At 45.4% G+C, this 17,726-nt stretch carries 17 protein-coding genes and 1 pseudogene; 13 read left to right on the forward strand and 5 right to left on the reverse strand.

Annotation, left to right across the window (positions count from 1 at the left end; all coding sequences use genetic code 11):
• The 5 genes and pseudogenes from VIP81_RS11005 to rpe all read left to right on the forward strand — a co-directional run.
• Positions 1–761, forward strand: a pseudogene (locus tag VIP81_RS11005) (bifunctional aspartate kinase/homoserine dehydrogenase I); the annotation flags it as partial.
• A 76-nt stretch (positions 762–837) separates the two neighbouring features.
• Positions 838–1,764, forward strand: coding sequence for a homoserine kinase (locus VIP81_RS11010; protein ID WP_331959871.1), 927 nt, complete (start codon positions 838–840; stop codon positions 1,762–1,764).
• A gap of 20 nt (positions 1,765–1,784) precedes the next feature.
• Positions 1,785–3,080, forward strand: a complete 1,296-nt coding sequence (thrC, locus tag VIP81_RS11015) for a threonine synthase (protein ID WP_331959874.1) — start codon at positions 1,785–1,787, stop codon at positions 3,078–3,080.
• Positions 3,081–3,104: 24 nt separating this feature from the next.
• Entirely contained in the window at positions 3,105–4,115 is a 1,011-nt protein-coding gene (locus VIP81_RS11020; protein ID WP_331959877.1) for a tetratricopeptide repeat protein, read from the forward strand.
• A gap of 34 nt (positions 4,116–4,149) precedes the next feature.
• Complete coding sequence (gene rpe, locus VIP81_RS11025; RefSeq protein WP_331959880.1) at positions 4,150–4,815, forward strand: ribulose-phosphate 3-epimerase; 666 nt, start codon at positions 4,150–4,152, stop codon at positions 4,813–4,815.
• Here rpe and VIP81_RS11030 read toward each other — a convergent pair.
• Both VIP81_RS11030 and VIP81_RS11035 read right to left on the reverse strand, forming a co-directional pair.
• Positions 4,796–5,185, reverse strand: a complete 390-nt coding sequence (locus tag VIP81_RS11030) for a response regulator (protein ID WP_331959883.1) — start codon at positions 5,183–5,185, stop codon at positions 4,796–4,798. The genes rpe and VIP81_RS11030 overlap by 20 nt on opposite strands.
• 9 nt (positions 5,186–5,194) lie before the next feature.
• Positions 5,195–7,843 carry a PAS domain S-box protein gene (locus tag VIP81_RS11035; protein ID WP_331959886.1) on the reverse strand — a complete coding sequence of 883 codons (2,649 nt, stop codon included), beginning with the start codon at positions 7,841–7,843 and terminating at the stop codon, positions 5,195–5,197.
• 263 nt (positions 7,844–8,106) lie between these two features.
• Here VIP81_RS11035 and purE point away from each other — a divergent pair, with 263 nt between their 5' ends.
• The 4 genes from purE to VIP81_RS11055 all read left to right on the forward strand — a co-directional run bounded on the left by purE (position 8,107) and on the right by VIP81_RS11055 (position 11,135).
• On the forward strand, positions 8,107–8,562 hold the full coding sequence (purE, locus tag VIP81_RS11040) for a 5-(carboxyamino)imidazole ribonucleotide mutase (RefSeq protein WP_331959889.1): 456 nt from the start codon (positions 8,107–8,109) through the stop codon (positions 8,560–8,562).
• Between the two features lie 98 nt (positions 8,563–8,660).
• The gene (locus tag VIP81_RS11045) at positions 8,661–9,617 is read left to right on the forward strand and encodes a PhoH family protein (RefSeq protein ID WP_331959892.1); all 957 of its coding nucleotides are present in this window, start codon (positions 8,661–8,663) and stop codon (positions 9,615–9,617) included.
• Between the two features lie 265 nt (positions 9,618–9,882).
• On the forward strand, positions 9,883–10,365 hold the full coding sequence (locus tag VIP81_RS11050) for a hypothetical protein (protein WP_331959895.1): 483 nt from the start codon (positions 9,883–9,885) through the stop codon (positions 10,363–10,365).
• Positions 10,366–10,595: 230 nt separating this feature from the next.
• Positions 10,596–11,135 carry an inorganic diphosphatase gene (locus tag VIP81_RS11055; RefSeq protein WP_331959898.1) on the forward strand — a complete coding sequence of 180 codons (540 nt, stop codon included), beginning with the start codon at positions 10,596–10,598 and terminating at the stop codon, positions 11,133–11,135.
• A 226-nt stretch (positions 11,136–11,361) separates the two neighbouring features.
• Here VIP81_RS11055 and VIP81_RS11060 read toward each other — a convergent pair whose 3' ends face one another.
• Positions 11,362–12,135, reverse strand: coding sequence for an SH3 domain-containing C40 family peptidase (locus VIP81_RS11060; RefSeq protein ID WP_331959901.1), 774 nt, complete (start codon positions 12,133–12,135; stop codon positions 11,362–11,364).
• A gap of 92 nt (positions 12,136–12,227) precedes the next feature.
• Here VIP81_RS11060 and VIP81_RS11065 point away from each other — a divergent pair, with 92 nt between their 5' ends.
• The 4 genes from VIP81_RS11065 (at position 12,228) to VIP81_RS11080 (ending at position 14,905) form a co-directional block, all read left to right on the forward strand.
• A complete protein-coding gene (locus tag VIP81_RS11065; protein ID WP_331959905.1) occupies positions 12,228–12,803 on the forward strand; it encodes a hypothetical protein in 576 nt (191 codons plus the stop codon).
• Positions 12,793–13,875, forward strand: a complete 1,083-nt coding sequence (locus tag VIP81_RS11070) for a tetratricopeptide repeat protein (protein ID WP_331959908.1) — start codon at positions 12,793–12,795, stop codon at positions 13,873–13,875. The genes VIP81_RS11065 and VIP81_RS11070 overlap by 11 nt, the downstream gene beginning before the upstream one ends.
• Before the next feature lie 74 nt (positions 13,876–13,949).
• A complete protein-coding gene (locus VIP81_RS11075) occupies positions 13,950–14,531 on the forward strand; it encodes a sigma-70 family RNA polymerase sigma factor (protein ID WP_331959911.1) in 582 nt (193 codons plus the stop codon).
• Between the two features lie 17 nt (positions 14,532–14,548).
• Positions 14,549–14,905 (forward strand): zf-HC2 domain-containing protein, encoded by a 357-nt coding sequence (locus tag VIP81_RS11080; protein WP_331959914.1) that lies wholly within the window; start codon positions 14,549–14,551, stop codon positions 14,903–14,905.
• 86 nt (positions 14,906–14,991) lie between these two features.
• Here the strand turns inward: VIP81_RS11080 and VIP81_RS11085 are convergent, their stop codons facing one another.
• Positions 14,992–15,471, reverse strand: a complete 480-nt coding sequence (locus tag VIP81_RS11085) for a nucleoside deaminase (protein WP_331959917.1) — start codon at positions 15,469–15,471, stop codon at positions 14,992–14,994.
• Positions 15,472–15,613: 142 nt separating this feature from the next.
• A partial coding sequence (locus VIP81_RS11090) for an ATP-dependent Clp protease ATP-binding subunit (protein WP_331959920.1) occupies positions 15,614–17,726 on the reverse strand: 2,113 nt, incomplete at its 5' end.

The following is a 17,726-nucleotide window of genomic DNA, read 5'->3' on the forward strand; positions in this document are numbered from 1 at the left end:
TATACCATGAATTCCTGCAACACGGGATTTCCGTGGTCACCTGCAACAAAATTGCCTGTTCTTCTGACTACGTGTACTACAAACAGCTGAAAGACCTTGCCAGAAAATACAATGCTTCATTTCTTTTTGAAACCAATGTAGGCGCAGGTTTACCTGTCATCAACACCCTGAATGATCTGATCAGAAGCGGCGACAAAGTACATAGTATCGAAGCTGTTCTATCCGGTAGTTTGAATTTTGTATTCAATCATTTTGTCAACGGCGCCAGCTTCCGTGAAGTGGTGAAAGCCGCGCAGGATGAGGGATACACTGAGCCGGATCCACGCATTGACCTGAGTGGTAAAGACGTGATGAGAAAAATCCTGATCCTGGCCAGAGAAAGTGGCGCCGCGATAGAAATGGACGAAATCACCAACTACTCTTTCCTGCCGGATGCTTGTCTGGATGCACCTTCTGTACCCGCTTTCTACGAAGAACTCGATGTACATGCCGGACATTTTCAGGGACTCCGCGAAGCTGCTGCAGCAGAAGGTAAACGTCTGAAATTTGTAGCCCGTTATGAAGCGGGTAAAGCCTCTGTAGGATTACAAAGTGTGGCACCGGATCATCCGTTTTTTAAACTGGAAGGCAAGGATAACATCGTGTTGTATACTACCAGTCGTTATAAAGACCAGCCACTGATGGTGAAAGGTGCGGGTGCAGGCGCTGACGTAACGGCTTCCGGCATCTTTGCTGATATTATCCGCAGTGCCAGATTGTAAACTTTATATGAATAGTTTGCTGCGTTCTTGCAAACGTTGAAATCAATTCTTAAATTAAACTAACTTAAACGGTTATATGGATAGTATAAAAGTATTTGCGCCGGGAACTGTTGCCAATGTGGCCTGTGGCTTTGATGTGATAGGACTGGCACTGGATGCACCGGGAGATGAAATGATCCTTCGCAGGTCCAGCGAGCCGGGCATCCGCATTACTGCCATCCATGGCGCAGACCTCCCCCTCGATCCCGCCCGCAACGTGGCCGGCGTAGCGGTGCAGGCGCTGTTACAGAAATACGAACAGCCGGATCTGGGCATTGAAATAGAGATCTTCAAAAAGATTCATCCGGGTAGCGGTATTGGCTCCAGCGCCGCCAGCAGCGCCGGCGCGGTAGTAGGCGTAAACCACCTGCTGGGCGACCCTTTTACCAAAAAGCAACTGGTACGCTTTGCGATGGAAGGGGAAAGACTTGCCTGTGGCTCTGCTCATGCAGACAACGTAGCACCGGCTATCCTGGGCGGTTTTACGCTGGTGAGAAGTTATCGTCCGCTGGACATTACCACGCTGCATACCCCGGAACATTTATGGGTCACTGTTATACATCCGCAAATAGAAGTAAAGACTTCTGATGCCCGTGAAATACTGAAACAGAAAGTACTGATGACCGATGCCATCCGGCAGTGGGGCAACGTAGGTGCGCTGGTAGCGGGCTTATACCAGGAAGATTATGAACTGATCAGCCGCTCGCTGGAAGATGTGATCGTAGAGCCGGTACGGGCCATCCTGATCCCTGCGTTTCATGAACTGAAACTGAAATGTAAGGAAGCCGGCGCATTGGGCGGAGGTATTTCCGGTTCCGGTCCTTCTGTATTTATGCTTAGTAAAGGAGAAGAAAATGCCCGCAAAGTTGCGGCCACTATGGATAGCGTTTACGCACCACTGGGCGTAGATTATAAAATCTATGTTTCCCAAATTAACACCGCCGGTGTAAAAGTGATTGACTAACCAAAACAAACGTATTATCCATGCAGTATTTCAGCTTACAAAACAAGCAGCACCAGGTAAATTTCGAAACAGCAGTTGTACAAGGATTAGCACCAGACAGAGGTTTATATTTTCCGGAACAGATACCAACACTGGACAAAGACTTCCTTACTCACCTGCACGACTATACGGATCATGAAATCGGACTAAAAGTTATCCGCCCATTTGTAGGAGACGAAATACCCGAAGAAGCATTAAAAAAGATTGTTACAGACACATTGCATTTTCCTTTCCCGGTGCAGAAAGTTACTGGTCAGACTTTTGCGCTGGAGTTATTTCACGGCCCTACCCTTGCCTTTAAAGATGTAGGCGCGCGGTTTATGGCCGGATGCCTGGGTTATTTCCGCCGCAACAGCACTGAGCCGGTAACCGTACTGGTAGCCACTTCCGGCGATACCGGCGGCGCAGTAGCGAGTGGTTTTTACAATGTACCGGGTGTAGAGGTGGTGATCCTTTACCCATCTCAAAAAGTAAGTGTACTACAGGAAAAACAACTGACTACGCTGGGTAAGAACATTCATGCACTGGAAATCCAGGGTACTTTTGACGACTGCCAGCAGCTGGTAAAAACGGCTTTCCTGGACAAAGAACTGCAGGGCCGCCGCCCGCTTACCAGCGCCAACTCTATCAACGTAGCCCGCTGGTTGCCGCAGATGTTTTACTATTTCCTGGCATACAAACAAATGAAAGCAGCGCATCCCAAACTGGTATTTTCCGTGCCCAGCGGCAATTTCGGCAACATCTGCGCCGGCATGATGGCCACCGCTATGGGATTACCTGTTTCGCATTTTGTAGCTGCCACCAATATTAATGATACGGTGCCGAGGTTTATGGCCAGTGGCAAGTATGAACCGGGCAAAGCATCTCCTACCCTTTCCAATGCGATGGATGTGGCAGATCCCAGCAATTTCGTACGGATATTGGAGTTATTTGGCAACAGTTTGCCTTCTCTGGCGGAGAAGCTGACTGCTTATAGCTTTAATGATAAAGACACTGCCCGCACCATGGAACAGGTATGGAAAGAAAATCATTATATGCTGGACCCGCATGGAGCCGTAGGCTACATGGGACTGCAACGTTACCTGGAGCATTCTCCGGAGCTGACCGGCGTTTTCCTGGAAACAGCGCATCCGGTAAAATTTGAAGACACGGCGCCGAAATCCATCCGGGAAGAAATATATACCCCTGCGAAGGTGATGTCGTTATATGGTAAAGAAAAAGAAGCCACCTTGCTGGCGGCAGACTATACTGCGTTCAAAAACTGGTTAATGCGATAAGGATTCTGTAGTTTTGGCGTTCGTATGAAGTATCTATCTATCCTCCTGTTATTAGTGGGTGCGCAGGCATGCAATACTGCCGGCACCCGGCAGCCAGCAACGACCGGTAATGCAGACACCGTACTACAAAGTGATATTATCCGCCCCGTAACGGATTCTATCCGGCAGTTTCCGGATAATCCGGAATTGTATTATCGCCGGGCCTTATTGCTATTTAATACCAACCCGGTATTTGCGCAGGCTGATTTTGAAAAAGCAGCCACCTTAATGCCTGCCAACACCGACTACTGGGCGGGCGCCGGAGAAGCGGCCCTGATCGTGAACGATTACAAAAAAGCAGCCGGCTACTTTCAGCAGGCCCTTGCCACCGCTCCCGGCTATACGTACCTGGAGTATCGGCTGGCTACCGCGCTCATAGAAAATAAATCATATGCTGCTGCCGATAGTATCGCCAACGTGCTCGCACAAACGAAGGAAGGACGTGACAAGGCTTTTTATCTGAAAGCCCGTATGGCAGAAGACAAACAAGATACCGTTACCGCTATCCGCCATCTTACTTCTGCTATTCATGCAGCTGGAGCGCAACCTGAATTTGAGGCCGTGATGGAATTGGGAGATCTGTTGCGCAGCCGCAAAGCGATTGCTGCTCTCACTTACTATACACAGGCATGGCGCCTGGATACCACCAATGCCTATCCTTTATACGAAGCCGCGCAATTTCAGGAAGAACTGGGCGATGAACCGGCGGCGCTCTTCACCTATCGGAAATGTATTATAGCAGATCCGGGATTTGAGCCCGCCTACCTGGCACTGGGGAAAATTTACAGCAACAAAAAAGCCTGGAAAGAGGCGTATACCTATTATAACATGGCCGCCAAATCGGCTCCTACAGACGCGTGGGCTTACTACTACCGGGCGCAAACCCAGGAGCAGCTGGGCAACAAAGCATTGGCGATAGAAGATTACACCAAAGCGTCGTCCTTTAAAAAAGATTTCCAGGAAGCTAAGGCAGCGTTGGAAAGACTGAAGCCTTAATTACTTAAATTTACATGACTCAAAAATACTGCATTTGGAAAAACATCCTGTTTTAGTGGCGCCTTCTTTACTGGCAGCGAATTTCCTGGAGCTGGGAAAAGATATTGATATGGTCAATCGCAGTGAAGCTGATTGGTTTCACCTCGATGTAATGGACGGCAGGTTTGTACCTAATATCAGTTACGGCCTGCCAGTGATTGCCCAGATAAAGAAAAGAGCGAACAAGCCCTGTGATGTTCACTTAATGATCGAAGAACCCGAAAAATATGCAGCGGACTTCAAAAAAGCCGGTGCGGATATTTTAACGGTACACCTCGAAGCCTGTATTCATCTCCATAGAAATATACAACAGATAAAAGGACTTGGCATGAAAGCCGGTGTGGCACTGAACCCACATACACCTGTAGGCATGCTGGAAAATGTCATCCGTGATATTGATGTAGTGCTGATTATGAGTGTGAACCCTGGTTTCGGCGGTCAAACTTTTATTGAGCAAACCTATCATAAGATCCGGCAACTAAGAAAGCTGATTACTGACACCCATTCACATGCGTTGATTGAAGTAGACGGAGGCATAGGAACAGAAAATGCCGGACAACTTATTCATGCAGGCGCCAATGTGCTGGTGGCAGGCAGCGCGGTATTTTCCTCCGCAGACCCTGAAAAAACCATTCATGCGCTTAAGACAAGTGCGCAATAATTTCCTTTGATAATGGCTTGGTGAGATAACCTGTTACGAAATCGTAAGCGCTTACCCGCTCCCGGTCCTTTTCGTCTATAGAAGAGGTGAGTACAAATATCCGGATACTCTTGGGCAGCTGCTTACAAAATGAGGCATACTCTTCCAGGAACTCCCAGCCATCCATCACCGGCATATTCAAATCCAGCAAAATAAGATCAGGCAAAGCATTGGTATCGCCGGCATTTTCACGGAGATAGTCCAGCACATCCTGTGCATCCGAAAATACGCGGATATTACTGGTGATGGCCTGCCGTTCGATCATAATTTTAGCAATCTGCTGGTGAATCGGATCATCATCTACAATAAAAATCGTATTGATCAACTTCATAAAGGGGGTTTATTCTGATCTAAATGTAATAATAAATTTCGTTCCTTCTCCCGGATGGCTTTCTGCTCTGATACTTCCACCCATAGCTTCTACCTGGGTTTTAGTGATGAACAGGCCAATTCCCTTGGCATCTTTATTCTTGTGAAAGGTTTTGCGGAAGCCGAATAACTTGTTGCCGAAGCGCTCCATATCTATGCCTACGCCGTTATCTTCCACACTTAAGATGATGTTTTCATTTTCCTTCCAGGTCTGTAAATGTACTGATGGCGTACGTTCTGAAGAGCGGTAACGAATGGCATTCGTAATAAAGTTCTGTAAAATGCTATCCAGGTACACCCGGGGATATTCAATCACAGGTTCTGCGTCAAAGTCATACGTAATCTGGATATTGGTGGTTTCAATATCTACCAGCAAAACATCCCTTACCTTTTGTAATCTCTCTGAAAACAGTAATTTTTCTTTCTCAACGTTCAGATCTTTCCTGATTTGTACCACTTCTACCAGGTCATTCAATGTTTCATCGATCTTTTTAATGACCTCGTGTACCATTCCCAGGTACAGATCTCTCTCCTGCTGCGCCACCGCTTCATTGTGCATTTGCATCAGCGCTTTCAGGTTGGCAATAGGCGCCCGGAGGTTATGCGAGGTAATATGGGCAAAGTCTTCCAGCTGTTTATTCTGGTTGGTAAGATTTTTATTGAGGTTAGACAGCTGGTCGTTGGCCTTTCTTAGCTCTTTCTGCATTTTCCGGCTATCGGTGATATCCCGCATGAATACGGAGATCCCGCCGTCCCGCATCGGTGTGAGCAGGAAATCGTACCATTTATCTACGCCCGGAAAGTAAATCCCGAAAGATTGGGAAGTTTGCTGCAGGATACATTCCTGTAAGCGTGCATAGAATACCGTACCACTGAGTCGCGGAAACTCTTCAAAGATGTTGCTGCCCATGGCTACGGGGTGTCCGATCATTTTCTCTGCCTTGCGGTTCAGGAAGTTGACGTTGCCATTTTTTTCCATGGCGGCATATCCCATATCGATGGTATCGAAGAAAAGCCGCATCAGCTCTGTGTTCCGCGTGAGTGCATCTTTTATTTCCAGTTGTTCCGTAATATCCTGTATCACCCCGTACATCCTTACCAGCCGGCCATCTACATAACCGGGCTGCCCGATGGAGCGAACCTTTTTCAGCTGTTTCTTTGCGGACAGGATGGTGAGTTGTGCATCAAAAGGTTTACCGGTATCCATACATTGCTGCATGAGTGCTTCGAGGGTTTCCCTTGCTTCCGGCGTGTAAAATGCGATGGCTTTGTCGAGGGTTATTTCCGTATCAACGGGGCAGTCGTGGATATAATAGGATTGATCCGTCCAGCGTACCTGCTGGCTGTCGATATCCATTTCCCAACCTCCTATTTTGCCGATGCTGCCGGTTTGCTGCAGGAATTCCTGGTTTTTTCTGTTTTCCAGTTCCTGCATTTTTTTATCGGTAATATCATTCACCAGGGCTACTACAATCATTTCCTTGTCTACCGGTTCTATAACGGGGAAGACGGTCAGGTCGAGGTATACCTCGCGGCCAACGGTCGTCCAGCGTTTATCCTGGGAGAAATCGATGCGTTTTTCCACCCGCAGTGATTTGTTTTGTTCCAGTGCCTGAATGAACAATTTATCCAATTCAAACATGGTGGAGAGCTCGTCGTTCATCACGTTGAAAGGCTGGCGTACTGCGGGATATGGCGAATTGAAAAAGAAGCGTTGCGTTTGATTGATCCGGCGGATGAAGCCGAAATTATCGAACTGAATATAGCCGATGGGCAGGTTTTCGATGATATTATCGAGGAGTCGTTCACTTTTCTGGAGGCTCAGTTCAGAGAGTTTTTTCTCTGTGATATCGTCCAGGATCAGGAAGAGATTGACCCTATTGCGCTGCAGATCTGTGAGCGGGAATATGGTAGCTTCAAAATAAACGGGATATAGCCGGGTAATATTTTCGTTTCGTTTTTCGCGATAGCTAAGGAGTATTTCGCGTTTGATTGTTTTGCCGGTGGTAAGGGCTTCCTCAAACATATCTGCCAGGCCATTGAGCCGATAAAACGGGTCCTGCAGCCATTTGTAGTCTTTTTTTGTAAAGAAAGGATGTGCATCGCCCCATATTTCCCGTTGGCGGCTGTTCATGTCCATGCTAATACCTTCCGGTGAAAACTGTTGCAGGCCGAGGGGGAGATTTTCCAGCACCTGGCTGTAGTAGATTTCATTTTGTTCGCGTTTTACTTCTGCGAGTTTACGGGAGGTGATATCTATTCCGATGAGTATGCAGTGTTCCATGGCGCCTGCCTCACTGAGGAGGGGGCTGATACCGGCTTCGAGCCAGAGGGGGCTGTTTTCGTTATTAAGAAAACAGCATTGTTCCTGTACAGGATGACCTGCCAGGAGGGTGGTCCATATTTTTAGCCACTGGGCTGCATCTGCAGGCCGGAGGATACTGGTAAGCGGTTGGCCAATAAGGGAGTCGGATGATTGCTGCAATGCGGCTATCACCTGCGTATTTACCGCAGTTACTATACCTGCTGCATCTATTGTAACAGAGAGTGCACAGGCATTAATAGCGGCTTCAAGATGCTGTAAGTGCCGGTAATGCTGTTCCAGCATAACTACATTCATATGATAGCAGAATCTAAGATCGTTGTGTCAAGGAAATGCCCAAAGTAGGCATTATATAATGAAAAACACTATTGTGCCGGTAAAAGTAATAAAATGTTGGATAAAGGTCAATTCCTTTACAAATGCGCGTTGAACGGGGGGATGAGTGGTTGGCAGGTACCATTTATCCACGTCGTGTGGATTTTCAGTTTTCTGAAATTGTCAAACGATCAATATCTTTGGGGCAACTACATAAATTATCAATTTTTTAAATACTATTTGAGATGAAAGTTTTGATTATCATGGGTTCCGAAAGTGACAAACCAGTAATGGAAGAATCGCAGAAACATCTGCAACATTTCGGTATTGAGAATGAGATGGTGGTTGCGTCAGCACATCGTAATCCGGATAAAGTAAGAGAATTGTGTATAACCGCTCAGGAGAAGGGATTTGGCGTAATTATTGCCGCAGCGGGCATGGCAGCAGCCTTACCGGGAGTTGTATCAGCTTACACTTCGCTGCCTGTTCTGGGAGTTCCTTTAGAAGGTGGTTTACCTGGCGGTATTGACGCTTTGTATTCTATTGTACAGATGCCTGCAGGCTTACCTGTTGGTACATTGGCAGTAGGAAAAGCAGGAGCGCGCAACGCAGCTATACTGGCAGCCCGTATTATTGCATTGAGCAATAAGGATATTGCCGCTAAAGTGGAGTCCTTCAAACAGAACGGGTACAGAATTTAGTGATAGCTTAACAATTGCGTCTTCCAGGTTGTACAAGATTTAAATATATTCGGATTGAAAAATACCGATCATTTCCTGGACAATTAAATCAAGAATCATTGACTGAATCCATTATCAATTTAGACAGTATTAATCCCATTGAGTTTTTCGGTGTTAATAACGGAAAACTAGATCTGCTGAAAAAGAAATTCCCATTGCTTAAGATCCTGTCCAGGGGCACCCAGTTAAAATTGAGTGGGGCACCGGAAGAAGTGGCTACAGCGGAGGAAAAAATCGGTCAGATTGTTAAGTACCTGGAACGGAACGGTAACCTGACGGAGAACTATTTTGAACAGATTCTGGGAGATGAGGAAGGCACAAAAGTCGACAATTTCAGTGAGCGTAACCCCAATGAAGTATTGGTATTTGGTCCTAACGGTCGTACGGTAAGAGCCCGTACTGCCAATCAGAAAAAGATGGTAGCCCTGGCGGAGAAGAACGACATTATCTTCGCCATTGGTCCAGCTGGTACTGGTAAAACCTATACTGCCGTAGCTTTGGCGGTTCGTGCGCTTAAGAACAAAGCTGTTAAAAAGATTATTCTGACACGTCCGGCGGTAGAAGCGGGGGAAAGTCTTGGTTTTCTGCCGGGAGATTTGAAAGAAAAGATTGATCCTTATCTGCGGCCATTGTACGATGCGCTGGATGATATGATCCCTGCGGAAAAGCTAAGTTATTACATGACCAACCGCGTCATTGAGATTGCTCCATTGGCGTATATGCGTGGCCGTACACTGGATAATTCGTTTATTATCCTGGATGAGGCGCAAAATGCCACTGATTTGCAGATCAAAATGTTTCTAACCCGTATTGGAGCATCTGCCCAGGCCATCATTACCGGTGACCTTACACAGATAGATTTACCTAAAAATCAGCAATCCGGTCTGGACAGGGCTTCCCGCATCCTTCGTAACATTGAAGGAATTGCACATGTAGAACTTGATGAAGAAGATGTCGTAAGACACCGACTGGTGAAAGCCATCATCAGGGCCTACGAAGCCAACAAGGACAAATAGATCATTTTATCATTTGGCTATTTTGTTATTTTGGTATCTTCTTCAATAGCAGCAGCTGTTCCGGAGGAAATACCCACCTAACAAAATAGCCATATGATGAAATATTAACTCTTTGTTAACGGCGATTGCCGTAAGTTCACCTCTTTTTATCCAAGGGAGATATTCAGTCCGGAAGCCTGTGAACGCGTAGCGCTATAGTTGATGACTTTGCAGAATTGAAGTTTACCCCTATTTTTGTTGTGATATATAATAATTTATCGACCGCATGACCAATTTTTTTCGAATCATGACACTGGCATTGATTACAACTTTGCTGTTGGGCAGTTGTAAGAAAAGGGCTTCCCCTGAAGAGGTAGCGCTGGCGTTTATGCATGCGATTCAGGATTCGAACTACGACCAGGCAAGGGACTATGCCACCAAAGAATCTCAACAGGTAATTCAGATCTATGCTATTTTTGACGGCCGCCGCAGTGGTCCGGAAAGGGAAAAGATTAAAAATGCCAGGATAGAGGTAGTCAATATTGAAGAAAACGGCGATAAAGCAGCTGTAACTATCCTGAACTCCTCTGCACATCAGAAAGAAATCCTTCAGATGGTGAAAGAAAACGGACAGTGGAAAATTTCCCTGACGTTCGACAGCATTATTCCCAACTACGCACCTCAAACTGGTAATGCATTTGATTCTACCGGGGTTTTACCCGCAGATACCAGTTCTGCTACCGGTATAGTTATGCCGGAAACTAAATAAATTTTCCCCCTTTTTGTCTTTTTACACAAAAGGAAGGGATAATTTTTAGCTATTATAGGGTAGTTCCCTTAATTTTGCCACGCATTAATGATTCGAATGTGTGGCGTATTTCCTGTTTTTACTTAACGGAAACCTAACCATATCTTCATGAAAAGTGAGGTGAGTACTTTATTCACTTTTCTACATTAATCAAATATTGAACAATAAACCTTAAAGTAAAGTAGATTATTATGATGACAAATCCCTGGCACAGTGTGAGTCCCGGCTCTGAAGTGCCAAATGTTGTAAATGCAATTATAGAGATTCCAAAGGGATGCCGTGCCAAATATGAACTGGATAAAGAAAGCGGTTTGCTGAAACTGGACCGGGTTTTATATTCTTCTGTATACTATCCTGCCAACTACGGTTTTATTCCACAGTCTTACTGCGATGATCATGATCCACTGGATATCCTGATATTATCACAGATTGAATGTGTGCCTATGTGCATCATCGAAGCAAAAGTTATTGGCGTTATGCAAATGATTGATGGTGGTGAAGCGGATGACAAGATCATTGCTGTAGCCGCCAACGACATGAGCGTAAACCACATCAACGATATTTCCGAATTACCTCCTCACTTCATCGATGAAATGCGCCATTTCTTCGAAGAATATAAAAAGCTGGAAAAGAAAACCGTTGTGGTAGAAGAGTTCCAGAACAAAGTGAAAGCTGAAGAAATTATTATGAAGAGCTTCGAGGATTATCGCAAGATTTTCAAGCAAAGCTAAGGAGAGCGCCTTCGGCGCTTTTTTTGGAGCAGGATTATATTGATTAATTTGATTTGGATGATTTTCCTGCGTTTTGTTGTTACATATTTTGGGGAGATGAAAGCGGACAAAAATTCAGCTTTCATCTCCCCAAAATCTTTTAAAATCCTACAAAATCATCAAAGTAAAAATCCTGCAAATCATCAAAATCAGTATAATCCTGAACAAAGACAAACGCCGAAGGCGTTTAAAAATACCGTTTAATAATCCGCAGCTGATGCGTTCTTTGCCCGGTATCGGCATTAATGATTCCCTGGTTGTCGATCGGATCAATACGGACTTTACCGGAAGCATGGATAATTTCGTGATCATTTAATAAGATCCCCACGTGTGTAATTCTTCCCTCTTCATTATCAAAGAAGGCCAGATCTCCCAGCCGGGCTTCCTGTAAAAAACCAACCAGTTCCCCTTGTGTGGCCTGCTGATAAGCATCCCGCCACAGTGGAATACCGGATAATTTAAAAACGTTTTGTGTAAACCCGGAGCAATCTACCCCGAAAACACTGGCCCCACCCCAGAGATAGCCCGTATTTAAAAACAGCGTTGCAGCGTTCTTTAAAGCCGTTATATCTACTGCACCCATATTAGTTAAGAGAAGTGGCTTATCTTCGAATTTTACGGCTATATTTCCCCATTGCGTGGAAGTATCGTTATTGCTCTTCACCAGGCAGCCAAAAGGGACCAGCATCCGCTGATCATTCATGGTAACCCGGTTAACCCAGCCTGGCAGATACCAGGTGGCAGGCATCCTGAACAATGTTTCATCAATTGGTTCCAGGTGGGCTGCAGTTACCCAGCCGGTGTATTCATCGTACTGGTTTTTTATGAATACCCAGCCTCCGGGCGCCGTTTCTGTTATTTCAACAGCGGCTCCCCACACCAACTGGGAAATCATTTCACTCTTGTGCGAAGCAGTAGCCCTTACCGGCGCAACTGGCACAATAACAATGGCGTATGGCATATTAATTGTATAAATCCATTTTATTATTCAATAATCTTATGCGCTAAATGAACTTTTTCCGCTTTTGTACGTAAATATAAAGTAATAAGTTTATGCAACAACAGTTAACCAATTTATCCGATAAAGAGCTGATATCCCGCGCCAGGAAACAGAACGACCGCGAGGCAGAAGGCGTATTGATGGACAGGTACAGTCACCTGCTGGTAGCTGTTACGATTCCCCATTTGAATAATAATTCCAACCTGGACCCCAATGTTGTATTTCCCGCCCTGCTACAAAGATTAAGTGCCAGTCTTAAAACGCAGACTATCTACAAAGCAAATGAATGGATCTTTCATATACAGAAAGGCTACCTGGGTAAACCGGAAAAAAACACCCCTTTCTATCCATCACGCGATGGAAGAGATTTATTGCATATTGAAAATACGGTAGACAAAGCCGCCACCAATATCATCGACCGGCAGGATCTGACCGTTCGGCTGGAGCAGGCATTAGAACGACTCCAGGCTGATGACAAGCACATTATCACACAATTTTATCTTGAAAATAAATCTTTTGCCGACCTTTCAGCAGCTACCGGGCTATCAAGGGAAAAGTTAAGGGCCCAGCTGAAAGCTGCCAAAGGAAAACTTGCCAAGCTATTTATGAACCAGGGATATGTTAAGTAGTAAACCGAATAATGATAAGGTACTGAAGATTTTTTCCGCTATCCGTTGCCTCAGCAGAGACCAGCTCCCCCGCTATTTAGACGGAAGGCTGACTGATGTGGAGAGACATCTTGTAGAACAACATCTCACAGATTGTGACCTGTGTTATGATGCCCTGCAGGCACTGGAGAAAGAAGGAAACACTGATAATTACCAGGACCTGACCAACAAGCTGCAACGCTATGTACAGAATAGTGTGCAGCCAGTTTCTCATGGGCATAAGGTGGCACAATACACCCGTAAAGAAAAGAATAAGGAGCATATGCTGACTTATTTCTGGGTGGTGGCCTTTATTGGTTTAGGTATTGGCAGCGTATACGTTTTACGTGGGCATATGCGGAATCAGCCTCCGGTAAGGATCATGGCGGCCAGTTTGCCTGCCAGGGATTCCGCTCAAACCAGTGCCATCACTACTGAGCCGGTGGTTTCTCCGGTAACGAATGAACCGGCATCGGGACATCCGCCTGCTGGTCAAAAAACAGAAACACCCGGTAAACCGTTGGCAGCCACCGCGGCGACCTCCCCGGATTCTATCGCCCTGAAAAAAGCGGCTGCCCTGAAAGCATTACAAAAGAAAGCAGCAGCTGACAGTGTAAGGCGACAGGTATTGTTGCAGAAACAGGCTGATTCTGTGAAAAAAGAAGCCGCCGACAAAGTCAAAGAAAAAGAAGAAGAAAAAAAACCGGACCCCAAACCGGATAATAAACCAGTAGTTAAAGAAGAAAAGGCCGCTCCTCCACCACCAGAGCCACCTAAAAGGGAAGCGCCGGCAACGGCTGTCAACAGCGATGAATACCTTTATAAAGCTGCCATGGTATATCAGCAACAGGGTAATCTCACGGAAGCGATAGACCGGTACAGAAGAATTGAATCTGTAAGCTCAGGTAAATATGTGGAGATGGCGCGTTATCAACTGGCCATCTGCTATCGCAGCAAAGGACAAATGGGTAAAGCCCGCCGTATGTTTAAAGAAGTGGTACGCATGGACGGCTCTATGAAAAACGCGGCCCAGGAAGCACTGGATAGCATGTAATAAAATTTATATCAAAAATATTATGGACTTTTGTGAATGCTGCATCTCATATGCAGCATTCCATTTATTAGCCTGTGAATAATCCAGACATACAACAACTAACAGACCAGGAGCTACTGCAACGGTTCAAAGCTGATAACAACAGTGATTGGATAGGTGTGCTGTTTGACCGATATGCCTTGCTATTGCTTGGTATGTGCATGAAATACCTGAAGAACGAAGAAGATGCACGCGACGCCGTGCAACAAATCTTTCTCAAGATGTTATCCGACATCAATAAGCATGAGATCCAGTATTTCAGGGCCTGGATTTACCAGGTCACCAAAAACTACTGCCTGATGCAATTGCGGCAAAAACATATGAAATACAAGGAAGAAATTTCTGACAAACATATGAGCGGACTTGCAGCAGAGGAGGAAGATAAGCGGGTATACCAGGAAAAGGATATCTTGCTGGAAAATATGGAACAGGCCATGAACCTGTTAAGTCCTGAACAGAAAGTTTGTGTACAGCTGTTTTACCTGCAAAAGAAATCATACCAGGAAATTGCTGATCAAACCGGGTATAACCTGCTACAGGTGAAGAGTTATATCCAGAATGGCAAAAGGAACCTGAAACTTTTACTGGAAAAACAACAACGCGCAAACAAAAGTTAATTTGCATCAATAGTGATATGAACGAGCATTTCAACGATATCTTTGTAACTACAGGCTGTCCTACACAACAGCAGCTGTTGGATTATGTGCAGGGTAAGCTGACTGCTGAAGAACAACATGAGGTAGAAATGCACCTGTCTGACTGCGAGCTTTGCAGCGATGCGCTGGAAGGACTGGCTGCTATAAAAGATAAAGAAAAGATACCCGGATGGATCGTAGAGATGAAATGGGATCTCCTTAAAAAATTACGTAAACGTTACCGGACCAGAAGAAAATCGGATAATTATATATCCCTTGCCGTTATTATTCTCAGCATTCTTTTTTTACTACTGGCGTTATTCTGGGCGTACCACTTTTCAGCTATTCGTCATTAGCTTTTAGCTGTTAGCTTTTAGCTTTTAGATTAGAGCGACTAGCTTCATACGTTATCCGCTCTAATCTAAAAGCTAACAGCTAACAGCTAATACAATGTTCTGTCTCCTTTTTCTTTCCAGTCCTGGAACACGGCTAATGCTGCATTATCCGGCATCGCAATCAGCGGAATTTTTTTATGCGCATGGTCTTCTGCTATTTCTTTATAAATAAATGAATCATCAAAATCAATAGCGGCTGCATCTTCCTTGGTGTTGGCATAGAATACCCGTAGTGGCCTGGCCCAGTAGATAGCGCCCAGGCACATGGGGCAAGGTTCACAGGAAGTATAAATTTCACAATCGTGCAGCTGGAAAGTACCCAATTTTTTGCATGCCTGTCGTATGGCGACTACTTCTGCATGCGCCGTAGGATCGGTGTCCGTAAGTACCTGGTTCCAGCCTTCTCCTACAATCTCCTCTCCTCTTACCACAATAGCTCCAAAAGGTCCGCCATCACCATTTTCCATGCCCCGGCGGGACAAAGCAATGGCATGCTGCATAAATCTTCTTTCTCTTTCTCCCGGCATACAATGACTATTTTGATTCATTCAAATTTAGGGAAAGAGATCGATAATACCAGCGGCTGCCTACACGCAAAATCACCGCATAAAAAAAGCCCCGCGAAGAATCGCGGGGCTTATCGTTAACTATGTATCGTCGTATTTAGAATTAATTGTTTCTGATTACTACTACACCATCAAATACATCTATCAGCACTGGTTTGGATTTATCAATTTCGCCTCCTAAAATTTTCTTACTTAAGAGGTTGATGATTTCCTTTTGGATCAGGCGTTTCAGTGGTCTTGCACCAAACTGCGGATCATAACCCTGAACGGAAAGGTATTCGAGCGCATAGTCTGAAAATTCCAATATCATGCCATTTTTCGCTACCATATCCTTCAGTTGCTGTAACTGAATGTTAATTATTCCCTTAATTTCACTTCTCAGTAAAGGCTGGAACATAATTACCTCGTCTATCCTGTTCAGGAACTCCGGACGGATGGTTTGTTTCAGCAGGGTCATTACTTCTTCTTTCGTTTTATCTACTATATCTTCCCTGTTGGATTCGTTGATGGTTTCAAAGTTTTCCTGGATAATATGACTACCCATGTTGCTGGTCATGATGATGATGGTGTTCTTAAAATTTACCACACGACCTTTATTATCTGTTAAACGTCCATCGTCTAATACCTGCAACAAAATGTTAAAGGTATCCGGATGTGCTTTTTCGATTTCATCGAGCAGGATCACGGAATAAGGTTTACGGCGTACGGCTTCTGTCAGTTGTCCGCCTTCATCATATCCCACATATCCCGGAGGTGCACCTACCAGGCGGCTCACGGAGTGTTTTTCCTGGTATTCACTCATGTCTATGCGGGTCATCATGTTTTCATCATCAAACAGGTACTCTGCCAATGCTTTGGCCAGCTCTGTTTTACCGACCCCGGTAGTACCGAGGAAAATGAAGGACCCGATAGGGCGGCGTGGATCCTGCAATCCTGCGCGGCTGCGGCGGATGGCATCAGACACAGCGATAATCGCTTCGTCCTGGCCGATAACGCGCTGATGCAGCTCGTCTTCCAGGTGCAGTAATTTATCCTTTTCGCTCTGCATCATTTTTGATACGGGGATACCGGTAGCTTTGGCTACGTTTTCCGCGATATCTTCCGCATCTACTTCCTCTTTAAGAAGACGTTTATGATTGGCAGATATTTTATTCAATTCTTCTGTGAGGTCGAGCACCAGTTTTTCCTGTTCTTTTACCTTACCATAGCGAATTTCCGCTACGCGGCCAAAGTCGCCGTTACGTTCTGCCTGTTCGGCTTCCAGTTTCAGGTTTTCGATGGCTGATTTAGCGTTCTGGATCTGATCTACCACTTCTTTTTCTGCCTGCCATTTTGCTTTGAATGTATTACGTTCTTCACTCAGCCGGGCTATTTCTTCTCCGAGTTCACGCAATTTGTCTTCATCGTTTTCGCGCTTAATGGCTTCTCTTTCAATTTCCAGTTGTCTGATTCTTCTTTCCAGTTCATCCAGTTCTTCCGGCATGGAATTCATTTCCAGTCTTAATTTCGCGGCGCTTTCATCAATGAGGTCGATCGCTTTGTCTGGTAAAAAACGATCGGTAATATAGCGATGAGATAATTCTACGGCCGCAATAATCGCTTCATCTTTGATCAGTACATGGTGATGACTTTCGTATTTTTCTTTCAAGCCACGTAAAATGGAGATGGCGTCTTCCACGGAAGGTTCATCTACCAATACTTTCTGGAAACGACGTTCCAGGGCCTTATCTTTCTCAAAATATTTCTGGTATTCATTGAGGGTGGTAGCACCGATAGCGCGGAGTTCTCCTCTGGCCAATGCAGGTTTCAGGATATTTGCGGCATCCATAGCGCCTTCCATGGCACCGGCCCCTATCAGGGTATGGATTTCATCAATAAAGAGAATGATTTCTCCATTGCTTTCCGCCACTTCTTTTACCACGCCTTTCAGTCTTTCTTCAAATTCACCGCGGTACTTGGCGCCTGCCATCAATGCACCCATATCGAGGGCATAAATGATTTTGGATTTCAGGTTTTCCGGTACATCGCCATTGATGATACGGTGACCTAATCCTTCCACGATAGCGGTTTTACCTACACCGGGTTCACCTACCAGGATTGGATTGTTTTTAGACCTGCGGGAAAGGATATGCAGGGTTCTGCGGATTTCCTCATCACGACCGATGACCGGATCGAGTTTACCCTCACGGGCCATTTCGTTGAGGTTCTTCGCGTAC

The organism is Chitinophaga sp., assembly GCF_036566945.1.
Lineage (GTDB): Bacteria > Bacteroidota > Bacteroidia > Chitinophagales > Chitinophagaceae > Chitinophaga.